Annotated in this window: 15 protein-coding genes and 1 tRNA gene; 6 read left to right on the forward strand and 10 right to left on the reverse strand. The window is 38.4% G+C overall.

Features of this window, described 5'->3' with window-relative positions:
* Positions 1–4 precede the first annotated feature (4 nt).
* Entirely contained in the window at positions 5–1,417 is a 1,413-nt protein-coding gene (locus tag GD630_RS05965; RefSeq protein WP_143866005.1) for a TolC family protein, read from the reverse strand.
* Between the two features lie 175 nt (positions 1,418–1,592).
* Here GD630_RS05965 and GD630_RS05970 point away from each other — a divergent pair.
* The 4 genes from GD630_RS05970 to GD630_RS05985 all read left to right on the forward strand — a co-directional run bounded on the left by GD630_RS05970 (position 1,593) and on the right by GD630_RS05985 (position 5,415).
* Positions 1,593–1,665 (forward strand) — tRNA-Gly (locus GD630_RS05970).
* Positions 1,666–1,808: 143 nt separating this feature from the next.
* Positions 1,809–3,302 carry a proline--tRNA ligase gene (gene proS / locus GD630_RS05975; RefSeq protein ID WP_143866007.1) on the forward strand — a complete coding sequence of 498 codons (1,494 nt, stop codon included), beginning with the start codon at positions 1,809–1,811 and terminating at the stop codon, positions 3,300–3,302.
* Between the two features lie 139 nt (positions 3,303–3,441).
* Complete coding sequence (locus GD630_RS05980; RefSeq protein WP_117933771.1) at positions 3,442–4,119, forward strand: response regulator transcription factor; 678 nt, start codon at positions 3,442–3,444, stop codon at positions 4,117–4,119.
* A gap of 21 nt (positions 4,120–4,140) precedes the next feature.
* On the forward strand, positions 4,141–5,415 hold the full coding sequence (locus GD630_RS05985; RefSeq protein WP_143866009.1) for a sensor histidine kinase: 1,275 nt from the start codon (positions 4,141–4,143) through the stop codon (positions 5,413–5,415).
* Between the two features lie 131 nt (positions 5,416–5,546).
* Here the strand turns inward: GD630_RS05985 and GD630_RS05990 are convergent, their stop codons facing one another.
* From GD630_RS05990 to GD630_RS06005, 4 genes are all read right to left on the reverse strand, one after another.
* Positions 5,547–6,503, reverse strand: a complete 957-nt coding sequence (locus tag GD630_RS05990) for an ABC transporter permease (protein WP_004295992.1) — start codon at positions 6,501–6,503, stop codon at positions 5,547–5,549.
* Positions 6,496–7,239, reverse strand: a complete 744-nt coding sequence (locus tag GD630_RS05995) for an ABC transporter ATP-binding protein (protein ID WP_143866011.1) — start codon at positions 7,237–7,239, stop codon at positions 6,496–6,498. The genes GD630_RS05990 and GD630_RS05995 overlap by 8 nt, the downstream gene beginning before the upstream one ends.
* 3 nt (positions 7,240–7,242) lie before the next feature.
* Positions 7,243–8,394 (reverse strand): COG1470 family protein, encoded by a 1,152-nt coding sequence (locus GD630_RS06000; protein WP_143866013.1) that lies wholly within the window; start codon positions 8,392–8,394, stop codon positions 7,243–7,245.
* Between the two features lie 80 nt (positions 8,395–8,474).
* Positions 8,475–8,612, reverse strand: a complete 138-nt coding sequence (locus tag GD630_RS06005) for a hypothetical protein (RefSeq protein ID WP_153260234.1) — start codon at positions 8,610–8,612, stop codon at positions 8,475–8,477.
* A 44-nt stretch (positions 8,613–8,656) separates the two neighbouring features.
* Between GD630_RS06005 and GD630_RS06010 the strand changes: the two genes are divergently transcribed.
* Entirely contained in the window at positions 8,657–9,094 is a 438-nt protein-coding gene (locus tag GD630_RS06010) for a PepSY-like domain-containing protein (protein ID WP_143866015.1), read from the forward strand.
* Between the two features lie 138 nt (positions 9,095–9,232).
* On the opposite strand, the gene GD630_RS06015 is transcribed toward GD630_RS06010, so the two are convergent.
* Genes GD630_RS06015 through GD630_RS06035 form a run of 5 tightly spaced genes read right to left on the reverse strand, consistent with a single transcriptional unit; the run spans position 9,233 to position 13,048 of the window.
* The gene (locus GD630_RS06015) at positions 9,233–10,111 is read right to left on the reverse strand and encodes a hypothetical protein (RefSeq protein WP_143866017.1); all 879 of its coding nucleotides are present in this window, start codon (positions 10,109–10,111) and stop codon (positions 9,233–9,235) included.
* A gap of 19 nt (positions 10,112–10,130) precedes the next feature.
* Entirely contained in the window at positions 10,131–11,537 is a 1,407-nt protein-coding gene (locus GD630_RS06020; RefSeq protein ID WP_143866019.1) for a hypothetical protein, read from the reverse strand.
* Between the two features lies 1 nt (position 11,538).
* Positions 11,539–12,120 (reverse strand): hypothetical protein, encoded by a 582-nt coding sequence (locus GD630_RS06025; RefSeq protein ID WP_229118671.1) that lies wholly within the window; start codon positions 12,118–12,120, stop codon positions 11,539–11,541.
* A gap of 59 nt (positions 12,121–12,179) precedes the next feature.
* Positions 12,180–12,413, reverse strand: coding sequence for a hypothetical protein (locus GD630_RS06030; protein ID WP_143866023.1), 234 nt, complete (start codon positions 12,411–12,413; stop codon positions 12,180–12,182).
* Between the two features lie 38 nt (positions 12,414–12,451).
* Positions 12,452–13,048: a hypothetical protein gene (locus tag GD630_RS06035; protein WP_143866025.1), complete on the reverse strand. Its 597-nt coding sequence runs from the start codon at positions 13,046–13,048 to the stop codon at positions 12,452–12,454.
* 223 nt (positions 13,049–13,271) lie between these two features.
* Here GD630_RS06035 and GD630_RS06040 point away from each other — a divergent pair, with 223 nt between their 5' ends.
* A complete protein-coding gene (locus GD630_RS06040; RefSeq protein WP_143866027.1) occupies positions 13,272–14,222 on the forward strand; it encodes a caspase family protein in 951 nt (316 codons plus the stop codon).
* Position 14,223 lies beyond the last annotated feature (1 nt).

A 14,223-nucleotide genomic window follows, 5' to 3' on the forward strand; every position in this document is an offset into this window, starting at 1 on the left:
TTTGTTACGGTTTAGGTTGATAGTTTGCAAATTGTTCAGGTGTGCCACAGAGTGAAAGTAGATTCATCAGTGCCACATCATATTCATAATATGCTGCCAAACGAGCCACCTTTACATTGGCAAGTATGGTTTCAGCATCAATAACTTCGGTAGAAGTTGCCATTCCTTCAGTGAAAGATTTCTTCCGGATACGAACCAATTCTTCACTTAAAGCAATTGTCGCATTCAATGCCTTCACATTATCCTGCGCTTTTTGCAACTGCGTATATAACTTATCTATACCAACAGCCAAATCGTCACGAGCCTTCATTTGCCCTAAAGCAAGCGTCTGTTCCGTTAACTTCGATTGGCGTATTTTCTTCTCACGATCCAAACCATCGAACAGATTCCACGTAAACCCGATACCTATCATCGTACGCGGTAACAAATTACTCTGAATACCATGCGAATATAAGGTTTGTTTTCCGAAAAGGGCTATATTCGGCATATAGCCACTTTGTGCAATCCGTACTTCTTGCTTGGCAATATGTTGCTGTAACCGTAACTGGTTAAGCGCATAGTTCCCGCTGTTTACAGAGAAGTCAAAAAGCATCTTAGGAGGTATTGAATCATTCATAAAAAGAGGAGAAGTAGGTACTATATCAGTATCTGTATCTTTTTTATTCAGCAAAACTTTTAAAGCACTTTGCACTACAGTTTCTTCTTTTCGTGCAGCTTCCAATGCACGCTTAGCTTCATCCATATTTACTTGGGCAAAAAGTCTTCCGGCTTTATCAATCATACCTGCAGCTTCTAACTTCAAGGCATTCTCATAGTGCTTTTTCAATCCATTATATGTTTCTTCACGAACAATCACGACCTGTTGTGCCAACCGAAGGCCATAATAGCTCTCTGCCAATAAATTCTGTTGATTGGCGGATACTTGTGCCCGGTTCTCCCGTGCCAGATCAACCATCGTTCTTCCGATATTAGTTGCTCGGAGACGTTTTCCACCTGAAAAAAGGACCCATTCTGCAGACAAATCGACAGTAGTCAAGTTGCGTGGAGTCAAAGGAAATACAAGTGTGTTCGCACCTATTTTATCTAATATTGATGAAATGATCTGATCATCCGGAATAATAGAATGTACAAAGTCTTTCGCCGGGTCGGTAAACTGTGACAAAGGCTGCTTCACTTCAATCTTTTCCGACATATGCACAAATGCACCTGTGGACTGAAGACTGGGATACCAAAAAGCATTTAGTTTATCACGTTCCGCTTTGGCTATCTCAATACTTTTATCTGCAATTTTCAAGCTCCGATTGCCCTGATTGAGCAGATGCAATGATTCTTCAAAACTTAATGGTGTCTGTGCATCTATCTGACTGATGGAAAAAGGCAAAGTCAATAGTACAAAAAGTAACTTATTTTTTTTCATACTGGTTAGGTTATATCTTATATTGAGACATTCTAACAGATAAAAAGAGAAGTTTGTTCATTTCTACTTTTTCTTCCATTAAAAAGTAGAAGATTTTATTTGAGATATAAAAATTATGTTTACCTTTGCATCACCGTTTCATAGGGTTTCTTAGCCCGGAACCATTAGCAAGTATGCGGTAATAGCTCAGTTGGTAGAGCACTAGCTTCCCAAGCTGGGGGTCGCGAGTTCGAGCCTCGTTTACCGCTCGTTTGAAAATCAGGCAGTTCATAGATAACTGCCTGATTTTTTATATGAATAAATTAATGTATGAAGAATAGGGCATTTCATGCATTTTTCGTATTTTTGCACCCTGTTTTAACACTCTGGAAAACTTAAATAGAAAAATATAATGGCAAAAGAACTGAAAGATCTAACCAAACGTAGTGAGAATTACTCACAGTGGTATAACGATTTGGTGGTAAAAGCTGATTTGGCAGAACAGTCTGCTGTGCGCGGATGTATGGTGATTAAGCCTTACGGATACGCTATCTGGGAAAAAATGCAACGTCAATTGGACGATATGTTCAAGGAAACAGGACACGTAAATGCATACTTTCCGCTATTAATCCCGAAATCATTCTTAAGTCGTGAAGCAGAACACGTGGAGGGCTTCGCAAAAGAGTGTGCCGTAGTAACTCATCACCGTTTGAAAAATTCTCCGGATGGAAAAGGAGTTATCGTGGATCCTGAAGCAAAATTGGAAGAAGAACTCATTATTCGTCCGACTTCTGAAACCATTATATGGAATACTTATAAAAATTGGATTAATTCCTATCGTGATCTGCCTATCTTATGTAATCAATGGGCTAACGTAATGCGTTGGGAAATGCGTACCCGTCTTTTCCTGCGTACTGCCGAATTCCTGTGGCAAGAGGGACATACCGCTCATGCTACCCGTGAAGAAGCAGAGGAAGAAGCAATCAGAATGTTGAATGTATATGGTGAATTTGCAGAAAAATATATGGCTGTTCCCGTTGTAAAGGGAGTGAAATCAGCCAATGAACGTTTTGCAGGTGCACTTGACACTTACACAATAGAAGCCATGATGCAGGACGGAAAAGCATTGCAAAGTGGTACTTCCCACTTCCTGGGACAAAACTTTGCAAAGGCATTCGATGTTCAGTTCGTTAACAAGGAAAACAAGATGGAGTATGTTTGGGCTACTTCATGGGGTGTTTCTACTCGTTTGATGGGTGCATTGATTATGACTCACTCGGATGACAACGGATTGGTATTACCTCCACATTTGGCTCCGATTCAGGTAGTAATCGTTCCTATCTATAAGAATGACGAACAACTGAAACAAATCGATGCTAAAGTAGAAGGCATTGTAGCTAAGTTGAAAGCACTGGGCATCTCTGTGAAATATGATAATGCAGATAACAAACGCCCGGGCTTCAAATTCGCTGATTATGAATTGAAGGGTGTACCTGTTCGTTTGGTTATGGGTGGTCGCGATCTTGAAAACAACACGATGGAAGTGATGCGCCGTGATACACTGGAAAAAGAAACAGTTACCTGTGAAGGCATTGAAACATACGTTCAGAACCTGCTTGAAGAAATGCAGGCTAATATCTACAAAAAAGCATTGGACTATCGTAATTCCAAGATTACAACAGTAGATACCTACGACGAATTTAAAGAAAAAATCGAAGAAGGCGGATTTATTCTGGCTCATTGGGACGGAACTACTGAAACAGAAGAAAAGATTAAGGAAGAAACCAAAGCAACTATTCGTTGTATTCCGTTCGATTCATTTGTTCCGGGCGACAAAGAACCGGGTAAATGTATGGTTACAGGTAAACCATCTGCTTGCCGCGTCATATTTGCACGTTCTTATTAAATAGAAATTGTATATCATTATAAAAAGGATGAAAGCGATTGAATCGTTTTCATCCTTTTCTTTTTTCCTTCCATTTCAGTTTTATTTCAGAAATATCCCTTTTCTTTGCAGTATGTAAAAAAGAAAGGAGAACAAAATTATGAAGATATTGATTGTAGAAGACGAACCCTCTTTGAGAGAACTGATTCAATGTTCACTTGAAAAAGAACGTTACGTGGTAGAAACAGCCAGTGACTTCAATTCTGCTTTACGCAAAATAGAAGATTACGACTATGATTGTATCTTATTGGACATCATGCTGCCGGACGGAAGCGGACTTGATCTTCTTGAACGATTGAAAGCGCTCCATAAACGGGAAAATGTGATTATTATTTCCGCCAAAGACTCCCTGGAAGACAAAGTCTTGGGATTGGAGCTCGGGGCGGATGATTATTTGCCGAAACCCTTTCATCTGGTTGAATTAAATGCACGTATTAAAAGCGTGATTCGCCGTCATCAGCACGATGGAGAAATTGATATCCGCCAAGGCAATGTACGGATAGAACCGGATAAATATCGTGTCTTTGTGAATGATCTGGAAGTGGAACTAAATAGAAAAGAGTATGATATCCTATTATATTTCATCAACCGCCCCGGAAGATTAATCAATAAAAATACCTTGGCCGAATCTGTATGGGGAGATCATATCGATCAGGTTGATAATTTTGATTTCATATATGCGCAAATCAAGAATCTCCGCAAAAAGCTCAAAGATTCCGGTGCAACGATTGAAATCAAAGCGGTTTATGGGTTTGGATATAAAATGGTGGTAGAATAAAAAAGAAAGAGATTATTGTCCATGAAATTAATATATTACATCATTCTTCGTATTACACTTGCTCTGACCCTTATACTGACGGTCTGGGCTATCTTCTTTTATGTTACGATGATCGATGAAGTCAACGATGAAGTGGATGACGCTTTGGAAGATTATTCGGAAACCATCATTATACGTGCATTGGCAGGAGAGGAGCTACCTTCTAAAACCAATGGCTCCAACAATCAATATTATATGATGGAAGTAAGCAAAAAGTATGCGGAAAGCCGGGAGGATATTCAGTATAAAGACTCTATGGTATACATTGAAGAAAAAGGAGAGACCGAGCCGGCACGTATTCTTACTACTATCTTTAAAGATGATGAAGGACGATACCACGAACTGACAGTATCGACCCCCAGCATTGAAAAAGATGATTTGAGAGATGCCATCCAGGTGTGGATTATATTTCTATATGTAGCTTTATTATTCTGCATTATTATCATTTCCGTATGGGTATTTTACCGGAATATGCGACCGCTCTATGTACTTCTACACTGGCTGGACGGTTATCAAACAGGAAAAAGAAATAAACCTTTGAGTAATAATACTCAAATCACGGAATTCCGGAAATTAAACGAGGCTGCCATTCGTTATGTGGAACGTACAGAGCAGATGTTCGAACAACAAAAACAGTTTATCGGAAATGCTTCACATGAGATACAAACTCCACTTGCTATCTGCCGTAACCGATTGGAAATGTTGATGGAAGATGATTCGCTATCAGAAAAACAACTGGAAGAACTGATGAAAACGCATCAGACTTTAGAATACATCACTAAATTAAACAAATCCCTATTATTGCTTTCCAAGATTGATAATGGCCAGTTTACCGATACCAAAGAATTGGAACTCAATGTACTTCTCAAACAATATCTGCAAGATTACGAAGAAGTTTATGATTATCGCAACATAGAAGTCACGATAGATGAACAAGGCGTTTTTAAGGTGAAAATGAACGAATCTCTGGCTGTTGCTTTACTCACTAACCTCCTGAAAAATGCATTTGTACATAATATTGACGGGGGACATATCCGAATCACCATTACAAAGAACGGTATTACTTTCCGAAATTCGGGAGTGGAACATCCGCTAGACAAGGAACATATCTTCGAACGTTTCTATCAGGGTAGCAAAAAGGAAGGATCTACAGGGCTGGGATTAGCTATAGCCGATTCCATCTGTCGTTTGCAACATCTGAATATAAATTATTACTTCGAGCAGAATGAACATTGCTTCGAGATTTCCCAATCATAAGATTCACCCAGAAAACAAACACAGAGGACACGGATTTAAAGTGAACGACCTGTCGGTTATCATAAACCAATTTGTCAGGTATATCCATTCACCTGTTTCTCCGTGTCCTTTGTCTTTTTATGATGAGTTAGTTATCTGGAGCGTATTTCTCTTCTCATAAACATGATATAAGAAATAGCGAAGCAAATAACCGTTGCCGCAATCAATCCGGTCAGCTGCGGCCATACAACTAAAAGACTTTGTCCCAATGGGAGCGGACTAGGGATAGCTCCCTGTACCTGTTCCATAGTCAATGGTCCCAAACTTCTGACAGAAGGCATCAGTAATGTGGTGGTAGCTTCATTAAACAGTTCACTTGGCGCCAAACGCATCAACCCTAGAATAAACTTCTGATAACTGATAATCTGATAAGGTGATGCCATCTGTGACGGACTCAACCCTTTAGCCACCAAATTAACAATCATGGTATAGAATACGCTAAAAAACAACCAAACAGCCACAGATGCTAATGCGGAAGTCGCTGCCTGACGGAAACGGAGTGAAAACAGAATAGCCAGATTCAACCAGAATGCTACATAAAAGATACTGGTAATGATGAAGAAAACAATTCTCCAAAACTCTTCTGCCGTAGGAGGAATACCAATAGCAATCAGCCCACATCCCATCACCAGAAAGCCCAATACAAACAACATGATACCTATCACAATCAAAGCAGCCACAAACTTCGCATTGATAATGCAATCGCGATGAATAGGCTGGGACAGCATACGGCTCAATGTTCCTTTATTTTGTTCGGAATTGACTGCATCAAATCCCAAAGCGATTCCCAATAGGGGACCTAAGAAGTTAATAAACAGTACAAAAGAGGGGAGAGTCCCATCTGAAACCGTAAACAACTTCAAGAAAAGAAACGAACCGTCCGGATCATTAGGTTTGATGGCTTCACTAATATTGGTGAGTGCTGTATATAGCGACCCCATACAGGTAAGTGCTATAATACCTATTAGTATAATAAAACGCCAACTTTTGACATGATCGGAAATTTCCTTGTTGACGATAACCCAAAAAGGATGATTGACTTTATTCATGTCTTTCTCCTCCTTCCTCAAAATAATGGTTATAAATATCAGACAATTCCTGCTTCTTATCTTTCAATTCTGCCATATCGATCAAAGCAAGTAATTGGCCATTACTGAACAAACCTACCCGGTCGCACACTTTCTGTACCTGATCCAGATGATGGGAAGAGAAAAGCACTGTCAGTCCTTCTTCTTTACTCAACCAGCGAATCAGTTCGATAAATTCCTGAACACCTGCAGGGTCAATCCCTGAAGTCGGCTCATCGAGAATAATAATCTCCGGATTTTTAATAAGTACATCAGCCAATCCCAACCGCTGTCTCATACCACGAGAGTATTTCCCGGTCTTTTTGGCTAACTGATCTTCAAGGCCTACCCGCTTCATCAGTTCCATAGCCTTGTTTTTTGCCTCTTTATCAGAAATACCATTTAATCGCGCTGTATAGATCAAATTCTCCGGTCCTGTCATATCATCATAGAATCCTACATCTTCTGGTAAATACCCAATTTTCCTTTTTACTTCAATGGGGTGTGTAGTAGAATTGATTCCACAAATTTCAACTGTTCCCGAAGTAGGCTCTGTCAATCCCAACATCATTAGGATAGTAGTTGATTTTCCAGCACCATTCGGTCCCAGCAATCCGAAGATTTCTCCTTTCCGGATATTCAGGCGAATATGATCTACAGCAGTGAAATTACCGTATTGTTTAGTCAAATCGGTAAGTACGATCACTTGTTCGCCCATAATTTACCTCCTTCCATATTTACGGAACAGATAGTAAACCACGCCGATGGCGGCAATAATGATAAGAACGCCTACCCATCCCCATATCATCGGAGTTTTTACTGCAACTCTGAACTGCGCATCGGCATTTACTTCAGGAGTTTTTGCCATGATGGTAGTCACATAGTCGCCTGGCAATGCTTTTTTAGAAGCTTTCAAAGTAGCCATAACCGTTGATGTCTCTCCGGCTTTTAGTGCATCGATTTTTGAAGGTTCGAAAGTTACTTCCCAGTCAGCAGGTTTATTGGCAGACAGCTGAATATCTTTCAGTAATGAAGAGCCTGTGTTTCTGACTTCCAGTTCTATTTTCTTTATATCACCTGCTGTGACATCTGTACTCAATAACCCACGGGGAGTAGTCAGTTCCATTTGATAAGAGCCGGTAACAACCACTTCCAGTTCCAATTCGGCAGAAGTGGTACCTGTAGCGGCACGTACCGGAATTTTGTAACTGCCGGCTTCTACATTGGCAGGAGGAGTAATATCTATACTTACATTTTGGGTGCTGTTGGCTTCCACTTGCGCAGAAGTGGCTTGCTTATAGTTAGGTTTAAAAACTACATTCCAACCTCTGGGTGCATTAGCCATCAAAGCATATAACTGCTGGTCGGCAGTCTGATTCTTTAAAGTGGCGCTGAAAGTGAAGGTTGATTTAGAATTTCCCTGCATGTTGGGTTGGTCGGTAGTAAATTCAGTCTGGTAGGTTCCTTTTTGAGCAACCACCACATCCAATGGAAGTTTGGCGTTTCCGGCATATACCACAAAGTGATAATTACCTTTATTCACCTTTAATGGGACTTCGACTTTTAAATTGAAAGTCTTTTTCTCTTTGGGAAGTACCGATAGTTGGCTAAGGCTCCAGCCACCGGATTTCATTTCGTGTTTCCAACTGGCGGATAATCCGCTGACAGAAAGATTCGCATTCGTCAACTGGTCTGTGTTGTTGATAAGATCAATACTGTAGTCAATTGACGCTCCGGGAGATACGGAGATTTTTGTGTAAGGTGTGTACAGAATCACGCTCTTAGGGATAGAATCATTTGCGTGTGTGTTATTAATGGGAATCAATCCCAACAGAATAGCTAATAATAAAAAACAATTTGTTCTCATAGTCATAAAAAAGTTCTTATGGTTATTTAATATGAATACTGTCAAATTTGTGGTTGCAAAAATAAGGGATGTGTTTATTAGTAGGTTTAAAAGAATCCTAAAGAATCTAATTCAAGAATATCATGCTGCCAACCTATTTGCCATACTTCACTATTTTTCGATTTTTCTTTCGAGATTTCCCGAAATTCCCAAATCTTTTCAGAATCTGTTCTCATCTTTGCCATATAAATTAAATGATAATAGTAAAACCAATTAAAAAACAACGATTATGAAAAAGTTAGTATTCTTATTAGTCTGTCTTTTTACTTTACAAACAGTAGCGCGTGCGGATGATGACAAACCAATTCAAGTAACACAAATGCCACAACCGGCTCAACTGTTTATCAAACAACATTTCCCAAAGAACAAAGTAGCATTGGCAAAAATGGAAAATGATTTCTTCTACAAAAGTTATGAAGTGATTTTCACAAACGGCAATAAGGTAGAATTTGACAAGAAAGGAAATTGGACTGAAATAGATTGTAAACATACAGTTGTTCCTACAGCAACAATTCCTACAGCTATTCAGAAATATGTAACGACTAATTATCCTGACACAAAAGTATTGAAAATAGAACGAGATAAAAAAGAATACGAAGTAAAACTCTCTAATCGAGTAGAACTAAAATTCGACTTGAAGTTCAATCTGATTGATATTGATAATTAAATAAAACAAAGGGAGAATAGCACCCCAGATAACATATTAAACGATGATTGGTGAAGTTATAGAAAGACACCAATCATCGTTTAATAATCATTTAATCAGCTATTATATGCTAAAACGGAGCAACCCAGAGCATAAATATCAAACCCTTTCTGCTCTCGTTTCTATACCAGATAAAATCAAGCTCCATCCTTGGAATACAAACCAAACGGCAATAATTGAAAGGATCTTCTCTACAATACCCAATCCCGGGATAAACCCTATGACAGTTGCTACCAAAAGAATGATCATACTTGTACGTAACTTTCCGGCTCCAATCTGTCCTTCATTGCCAATCGCATTTGAACCTTTCAACAATCCGTATCCCATAAACTCAAATACGAATGCCAAAATAGCAAGAATCCCTCCAATGATACCGCCTATTAATGGAATCCAGCCAATTATTACTCCGACTAATCCTAATATAACAGCTATTTTAAGCTTAGAAACGCCCTGTTCGCCGACAGAATCTAAAGACGTCCTAATTTTGCCAAGTCCTATCCAATACATAATCAGACCGACTAGAGCTGCAATACCTGTCATCATTGTATCACCGATACTGTTATATACGTGCAACAAAACCGCTAATAAGATAAAATAAGCACCTTGCGATCCTCTGTTACTCCACTCAATTCCCAGACTTTCTTTACATAGGTAAAGAGCTGCTAACAAAAGAATAATTGCAATATACTCCAACCATGACGGTATTCCCGGAATCATCGATAACAAAATAAGTGCCATACCACCTATCGCTGTTGCTAAAAATGGAGTAGGGAGTTGTTGGGATTTTGATTGAGCGTCTTTATAAAAATAATAAAAAGCCATACCTCCTCCGATAAGTCCAAGCACTTTACAAGCGAATTTGGGAATATCAAAATTAAAACCTAAAAGTGAACTCAATAAATTGAATTCAGGTAAAACAGTCAATAATAAGAGAAGCATACAAAATTGTAGCTGTAAGAATTTACTAATACGTTCCATTTCTGTATATTTTTTTATGTTATCGTTTATATTCTATTTCCACTTGCAAGAGTCCTACACATTTAATAATACCATCCTGCAAATAACAATCGTTTATATCAGGATATTCACTTTCTGATTTTACCATTTTCACTTGAGTAACCTTATACTCAGTTTTTTGAGGATTATATACCAAAACCGCTGTGTAAACATTCTCCGTTCTACCACATCTATATTTGATCTTCACATTTTTCTTGTCTACACCATGCATATCAGGATAAGCTTCCAAAATAATATCTTCATCAGTTCGACTTCCCATATTAAAGGAAGTAAATATGATCCCATGACACAAAACGGCCTCTCCTTCTCTGTTTTTGCAGTATCCTTTCTGATAAAAGTTTAAGGGGAAGTCTTTTACTTCTTTTCCTGTTGAGCACATAGGCATAAAATGAGGCAACGGTGGCATACAATACATAGATACCGGTTTAGGTGCAGGACGTCCCATTACAGTTTTTGCCGGAGTAGCGGAAGTTGGGAAAAAGAGAATATTTTTCATATAGCAAGCTACAACAGAATAATGAATAGCCTGCACATCTGTACTCAGAGGACGAGTGTACAGTCCATACATCGCATCTCCTATCTTTTTAACCGCAATAACCCCTTCTTCTATAAAAGTCGGTCCATTCATCTTAATCAGACCATAGTATTTGTGTCCATAATAGCTAATGCTCTTAGCGGTAGAATTCAATTTAATGGACATAACACTCCCATTATCAAGCTTTCCTATCCATTCGCCTTTGATATAGCCTGAATTACTAGTCGGTACTGTCAAAGTAGGTGGAACGGAAGGTTTATAAGTTCGTAGTATAGCCGGTATATAATCAAGCCCTTCATCCCCTTGCGGACGGGGCTTACGAGTAAAATACGGCTGCTTACCTGCCGATGAAGTCATTTCTTTATTAAGGGCAAACATCAGGCTATCAGGTCCTATCGACTTGTCAAATGAACCTAATCCGATAAAAAGCAATGTAGAATCGGTAGGAGCATATAAAGTACATTTCCCTTTTTGTCCCATTTCATTTTCCCAATCCAATGTCCAACAGTTATCACCTTCGGATGGGTTACTCAATTTACAGACCTCAGAATTGACAAGCAACATCCTATTTTGGAATTTTACAAATCCAGTAGCCTTTTGTCCTCTGAAATGAGTAGAAGGTTTCTTCTGGTAGTTATCCGGCAGAAACATGAACTTATGATTTTGTCCCTTCACAAACTGTTGCGAAAAGTCTGGAACCAAAGGCTCATCCATATTAATCTCCAAATATCCCAGACGGGTCATTCCTAATATCTTATCTTTTCCCTCGTATACACCTATGGGGGCAATTCCTTGTGCCTGTACTTTCAATAAAGCTGCTAGCACCAAGAGTGAAAAAAATATTTTCCTCATACTACTTTTCTTTTTTCTGTTCTTTCCAAGATGGCCATTCAGCTTGCCATACACCGTCTATTTTCTTTACGGTTTTATTTGTTTTCTCATTGCATACGTCACCGGATTTAATCCCCATAATGATTTTCCCAAAAGGAGTGACCTCATCATATACAGTAGAGTAATGACATAACCCTATACCAGTATCTTCATTAAACTCTTTCTCTAATATCTTATCTATTTTTTCTGTATGTAAACTTACTGAATATAAATTCTCATCTACTTTTTTTGCATACTTCAGCCCCTCTTCTGTTATATTGACATCAACTGCATAAATTGAACCTTGATTTTCTAAAACCGTATATGTGATAAGTCCCTCATCACGTAAACCACTTAACATTTCAATGGTAATCTTCCCGAAATTCATATCTGTAACATTCTCATCAAAAACAAACTTCCCGGAAGGAAAGTATTGATGTTTCATATCATTGACATATTCAGTTAAACTTTCACGCAGTTTACCGTCAGAATTGCATCCTGCTAAAAAGAATAGGGAACATAGCATCAGTACTCCCCAAACCGGATATTTTTTTGTTGTTTTCATTATTATAATTATTAAATTGTTAGTATTCACCATCATAATTCTCACTTTTCTCTTTTCTATCATAATAGAGAATCGTTTCTTTTAATTTGAATTTCAAGCAGTTTCCGGTATACTCCTGAATCTGGTATCATTTTCTTCACTTGACCTTTCAGTCCCATTTCCACCCAATCATTCGCCTTCTCCTTTTTTACAACTCCACCACCACATGAAGAAATGAGTAAAGCTACACACATTATTCCCATAAAGGAAATAGTAGTGCTGTTCCTTGTAAACAGCTTGTTCAATGTTTTCATAATTATTCCTTTGATATAAATATTTAATTTGTTCTATATCATATACTATTAAGGGTATCAAACATACCTTTAAGCTTTGCATTTTCTATCCTTATCAGCGAACGGTCTATTTTTATCTGATGTTTCTCACCCCGTTTACCCGTAATGCAGTACATCTCCATTAACGGTTCGGGAATCACTACTGAAAAGTTCCGCCGAATGATTGAACACGTTTCATAAATCCGGTTATTTACCGGTTCTACCAAATTATCCAGACTGCGTTTGATTTTATTAGCTTCCGTATTTTTCTCCAAAGCAACTACCTGATAGATTTCATATAATTCATGTACGTAGTTGTACATACTTTTAAATTCAATGCCTTCATCATGAATCAGGAAAAAGATAAATACGGTTTTAGGAAGATAGGGTATCTTTATTTCCATAGATGAATAATCGGGAAGAAACACACGTCCCTCTTTATCTATTATGATCCGACTCAAACTATATTCGTCACCATCCGGCTCACAAGTCTCTTTTTGTACTACCGAACCAAGAATCTTCAAGATATCCTCGTCGGTTGAGAAATCATTATCTTCCAATAACTCCAATAAAATTCTTTTTGCCGTATGATAGGATATACTCAATTTTTCACTCATGTTTCATGTTCTTATGTTGGACAAAAATAAGTTAAATAACAGTTATGAGTTATCCGGCACAAGGTTGTTGCCTAAAAATCATCAACCTTGTTTTAAATAACTCCAACAAGCTATTGATAATACCCCTTGCCTAAACAAGGTTTATTTTTTTATTCTTTATACCGCAAAAAGTTAAAAGGTAACAAGGAGAAATTGAAAAAAATGATTTATTTTTGTTGGTAGTATGAATAAACTGAATTATACAAAGTACTTTTTTATTATTATCGGATACTTGATTAGTAGCAATATATCTGCACAAACCAACAGAGCACTTATCGTTACGATAGCCAACTACCCTAAGAATAGTGGTTGGGAAAACATCCATGCCGATAATGACAAAGTATATATTCTCGAAATGTTATCTCTTAAAAAATTCTTACCTGCTCATATTATTCAGTTATCTGATACACTGGCAACCAAAGCCAACGTAACCAAAGCATTGAACAGGCTTTGCAACGAGGTACAATCCGGTGATGTCTTATTTCTGCATTTCTCCTGTCATGGACAGCAAATGATGGATAACAACGGGGACGAGGAAGACGGACTGGACGAGAGTTTGGTAATGTATGATGCCGGATACAAATATATTCCCCAACAATATGAAGGAGAAAATCATTTACGTGATGATGAATTGGGAATATGGATTCACAAACTTCGCCGGAAAGCAGGGGAGAAGGGCAGAATTACTATTACGTTAGACGCTTGCCACAGCGGAACAGCAAATCGGGATGAGACAGCATACATGAAAACCTATAAAGAATATGTTCGTGGAACAACTGCTATTTTTGCTAAGGAAGGGTATGTTCCACGTCCCGGTAAACATCAGGAACTAAGTCTGCGGCTTAAAAACGAAAAAGGACTGGCTACCGCTGCCGTATTCAGTGCCTGTCCGGCAGAGTTTACGAATTATGAGTACTATGACAGACAACGCTCGATGTACGTCGGCAAATTAACATATTCTTTTTGCCGACAGATTAATAAGATGAAAGCTCAATGCACAATAAAGACTTTTTTTTCACGGCTTATGGGTGATATGTTTTCCCTTTTAAGAGACTCAAGTGTACGGCGGTTTCAATATCCCTATATGGAATGTTCGGACGAAACGGCTCCTTTTTTTATCGGACTAAGAAAATAAG

The organism is Bacteroides zhangwenhongii (assembly GCF_009193325.2).
GTDB lineage: Bacteria > Bacteroidota > Bacteroidia > Bacteroidales > Bacteroidaceae > Bacteroides > Bacteroides zhangwenhongii.

Coding starts and splice junctions, on each gene's coding strand:
- GD630_RS05965 (WP_143866005.1), bottom strand. CDS start 1,417: ATGAAAAAAAATAAGTTACTTTTTGTACTATTGACTTTGCCTTTTTCC.
- proS (WP_143866007.1), top strand. CDS start 1,809: ATGGCAAAAGAACTGAAAGATCTAACCAAACGTAGTGAGAATTACTCA.
- GD630_RS05980 (WP_117933771.1), top strand. CDS start 3,442: ATGAAGATATTGATTGTAGAAGACGAACCCTCTTTGAGAGAACTGATT.
- GD630_RS05985 (WP_143866009.1), top strand. CDS start 4,141: ATGAAATTAATATATTACATCATTCTTCGTATTACACTTGCTCTGACC.
- GD630_RS05990 (WP_004295992.1), bottom strand. CDS start 6,503: ATGAATAAAGTCAATCATCCTTTTTGGGTTATCGTCAACAAGGAAATT.
- GD630_RS05995 (WP_143866011.1), bottom strand. CDS start 7,239: ATGGGCGAACAAGTGATCGTACTTACCGATTTGACTAAACAATACGGT.
- GD630_RS06000 (WP_143866013.1), bottom strand. CDS start 8,394: ATGACTATGAGAACAAATTGTTTTTTATTATTAGCTATTCTGTTGGGA.
- GD630_RS06005 (WP_153260234.1), bottom strand. CDS start 8,612: ATGGCAAAGATGAGAACAGATTCTGAAAAGATTTGGGAATTTCGGGAA.
- GD630_RS06010 (WP_143866015.1), top strand. CDS start 8,657: ATGAAAAAGTTAGTATTCTTATTAGTCTGTCTTTTTACTTTACAAACA.
- GD630_RS06015 (WP_143866017.1), bottom strand. CDS start 10,111: ATGGAACGTATTAGTAAATTCTTACAGCTACAATTTTGTATGCTTCTC.
- GD630_RS06020 (WP_143866019.1), bottom strand. CDS start 11,537: ATGAGGAAAATATTTTTTTCACTCTTGGTGCTAGCAGCTTTATTGAAA.
- GD630_RS06025 (WP_229118671.1), bottom strand. CDS start 12,120: ATGAAAACAACAAAAAAATATCCGGTTTGGGGAGTACTGATGCTATGT.
- GD630_RS06030 (WP_143866023.1), bottom strand. CDS start 12,413: ATGAAAACATTGAACAAGCTGTTTACAAGGAACAGCACTACTATTTCC.
- GD630_RS06035 (WP_143866025.1), bottom strand. CDS start 13,048: ATGAGTGAAAAATTGAGTATATCCTATCATACGGCAAAAAGAATTTTA.
- GD630_RS06040 (WP_143866027.1), top strand. CDS start 13,272: ATGAATAAACTGAATTATACAAAGTACTTTTTTATTATTATCGGATAC.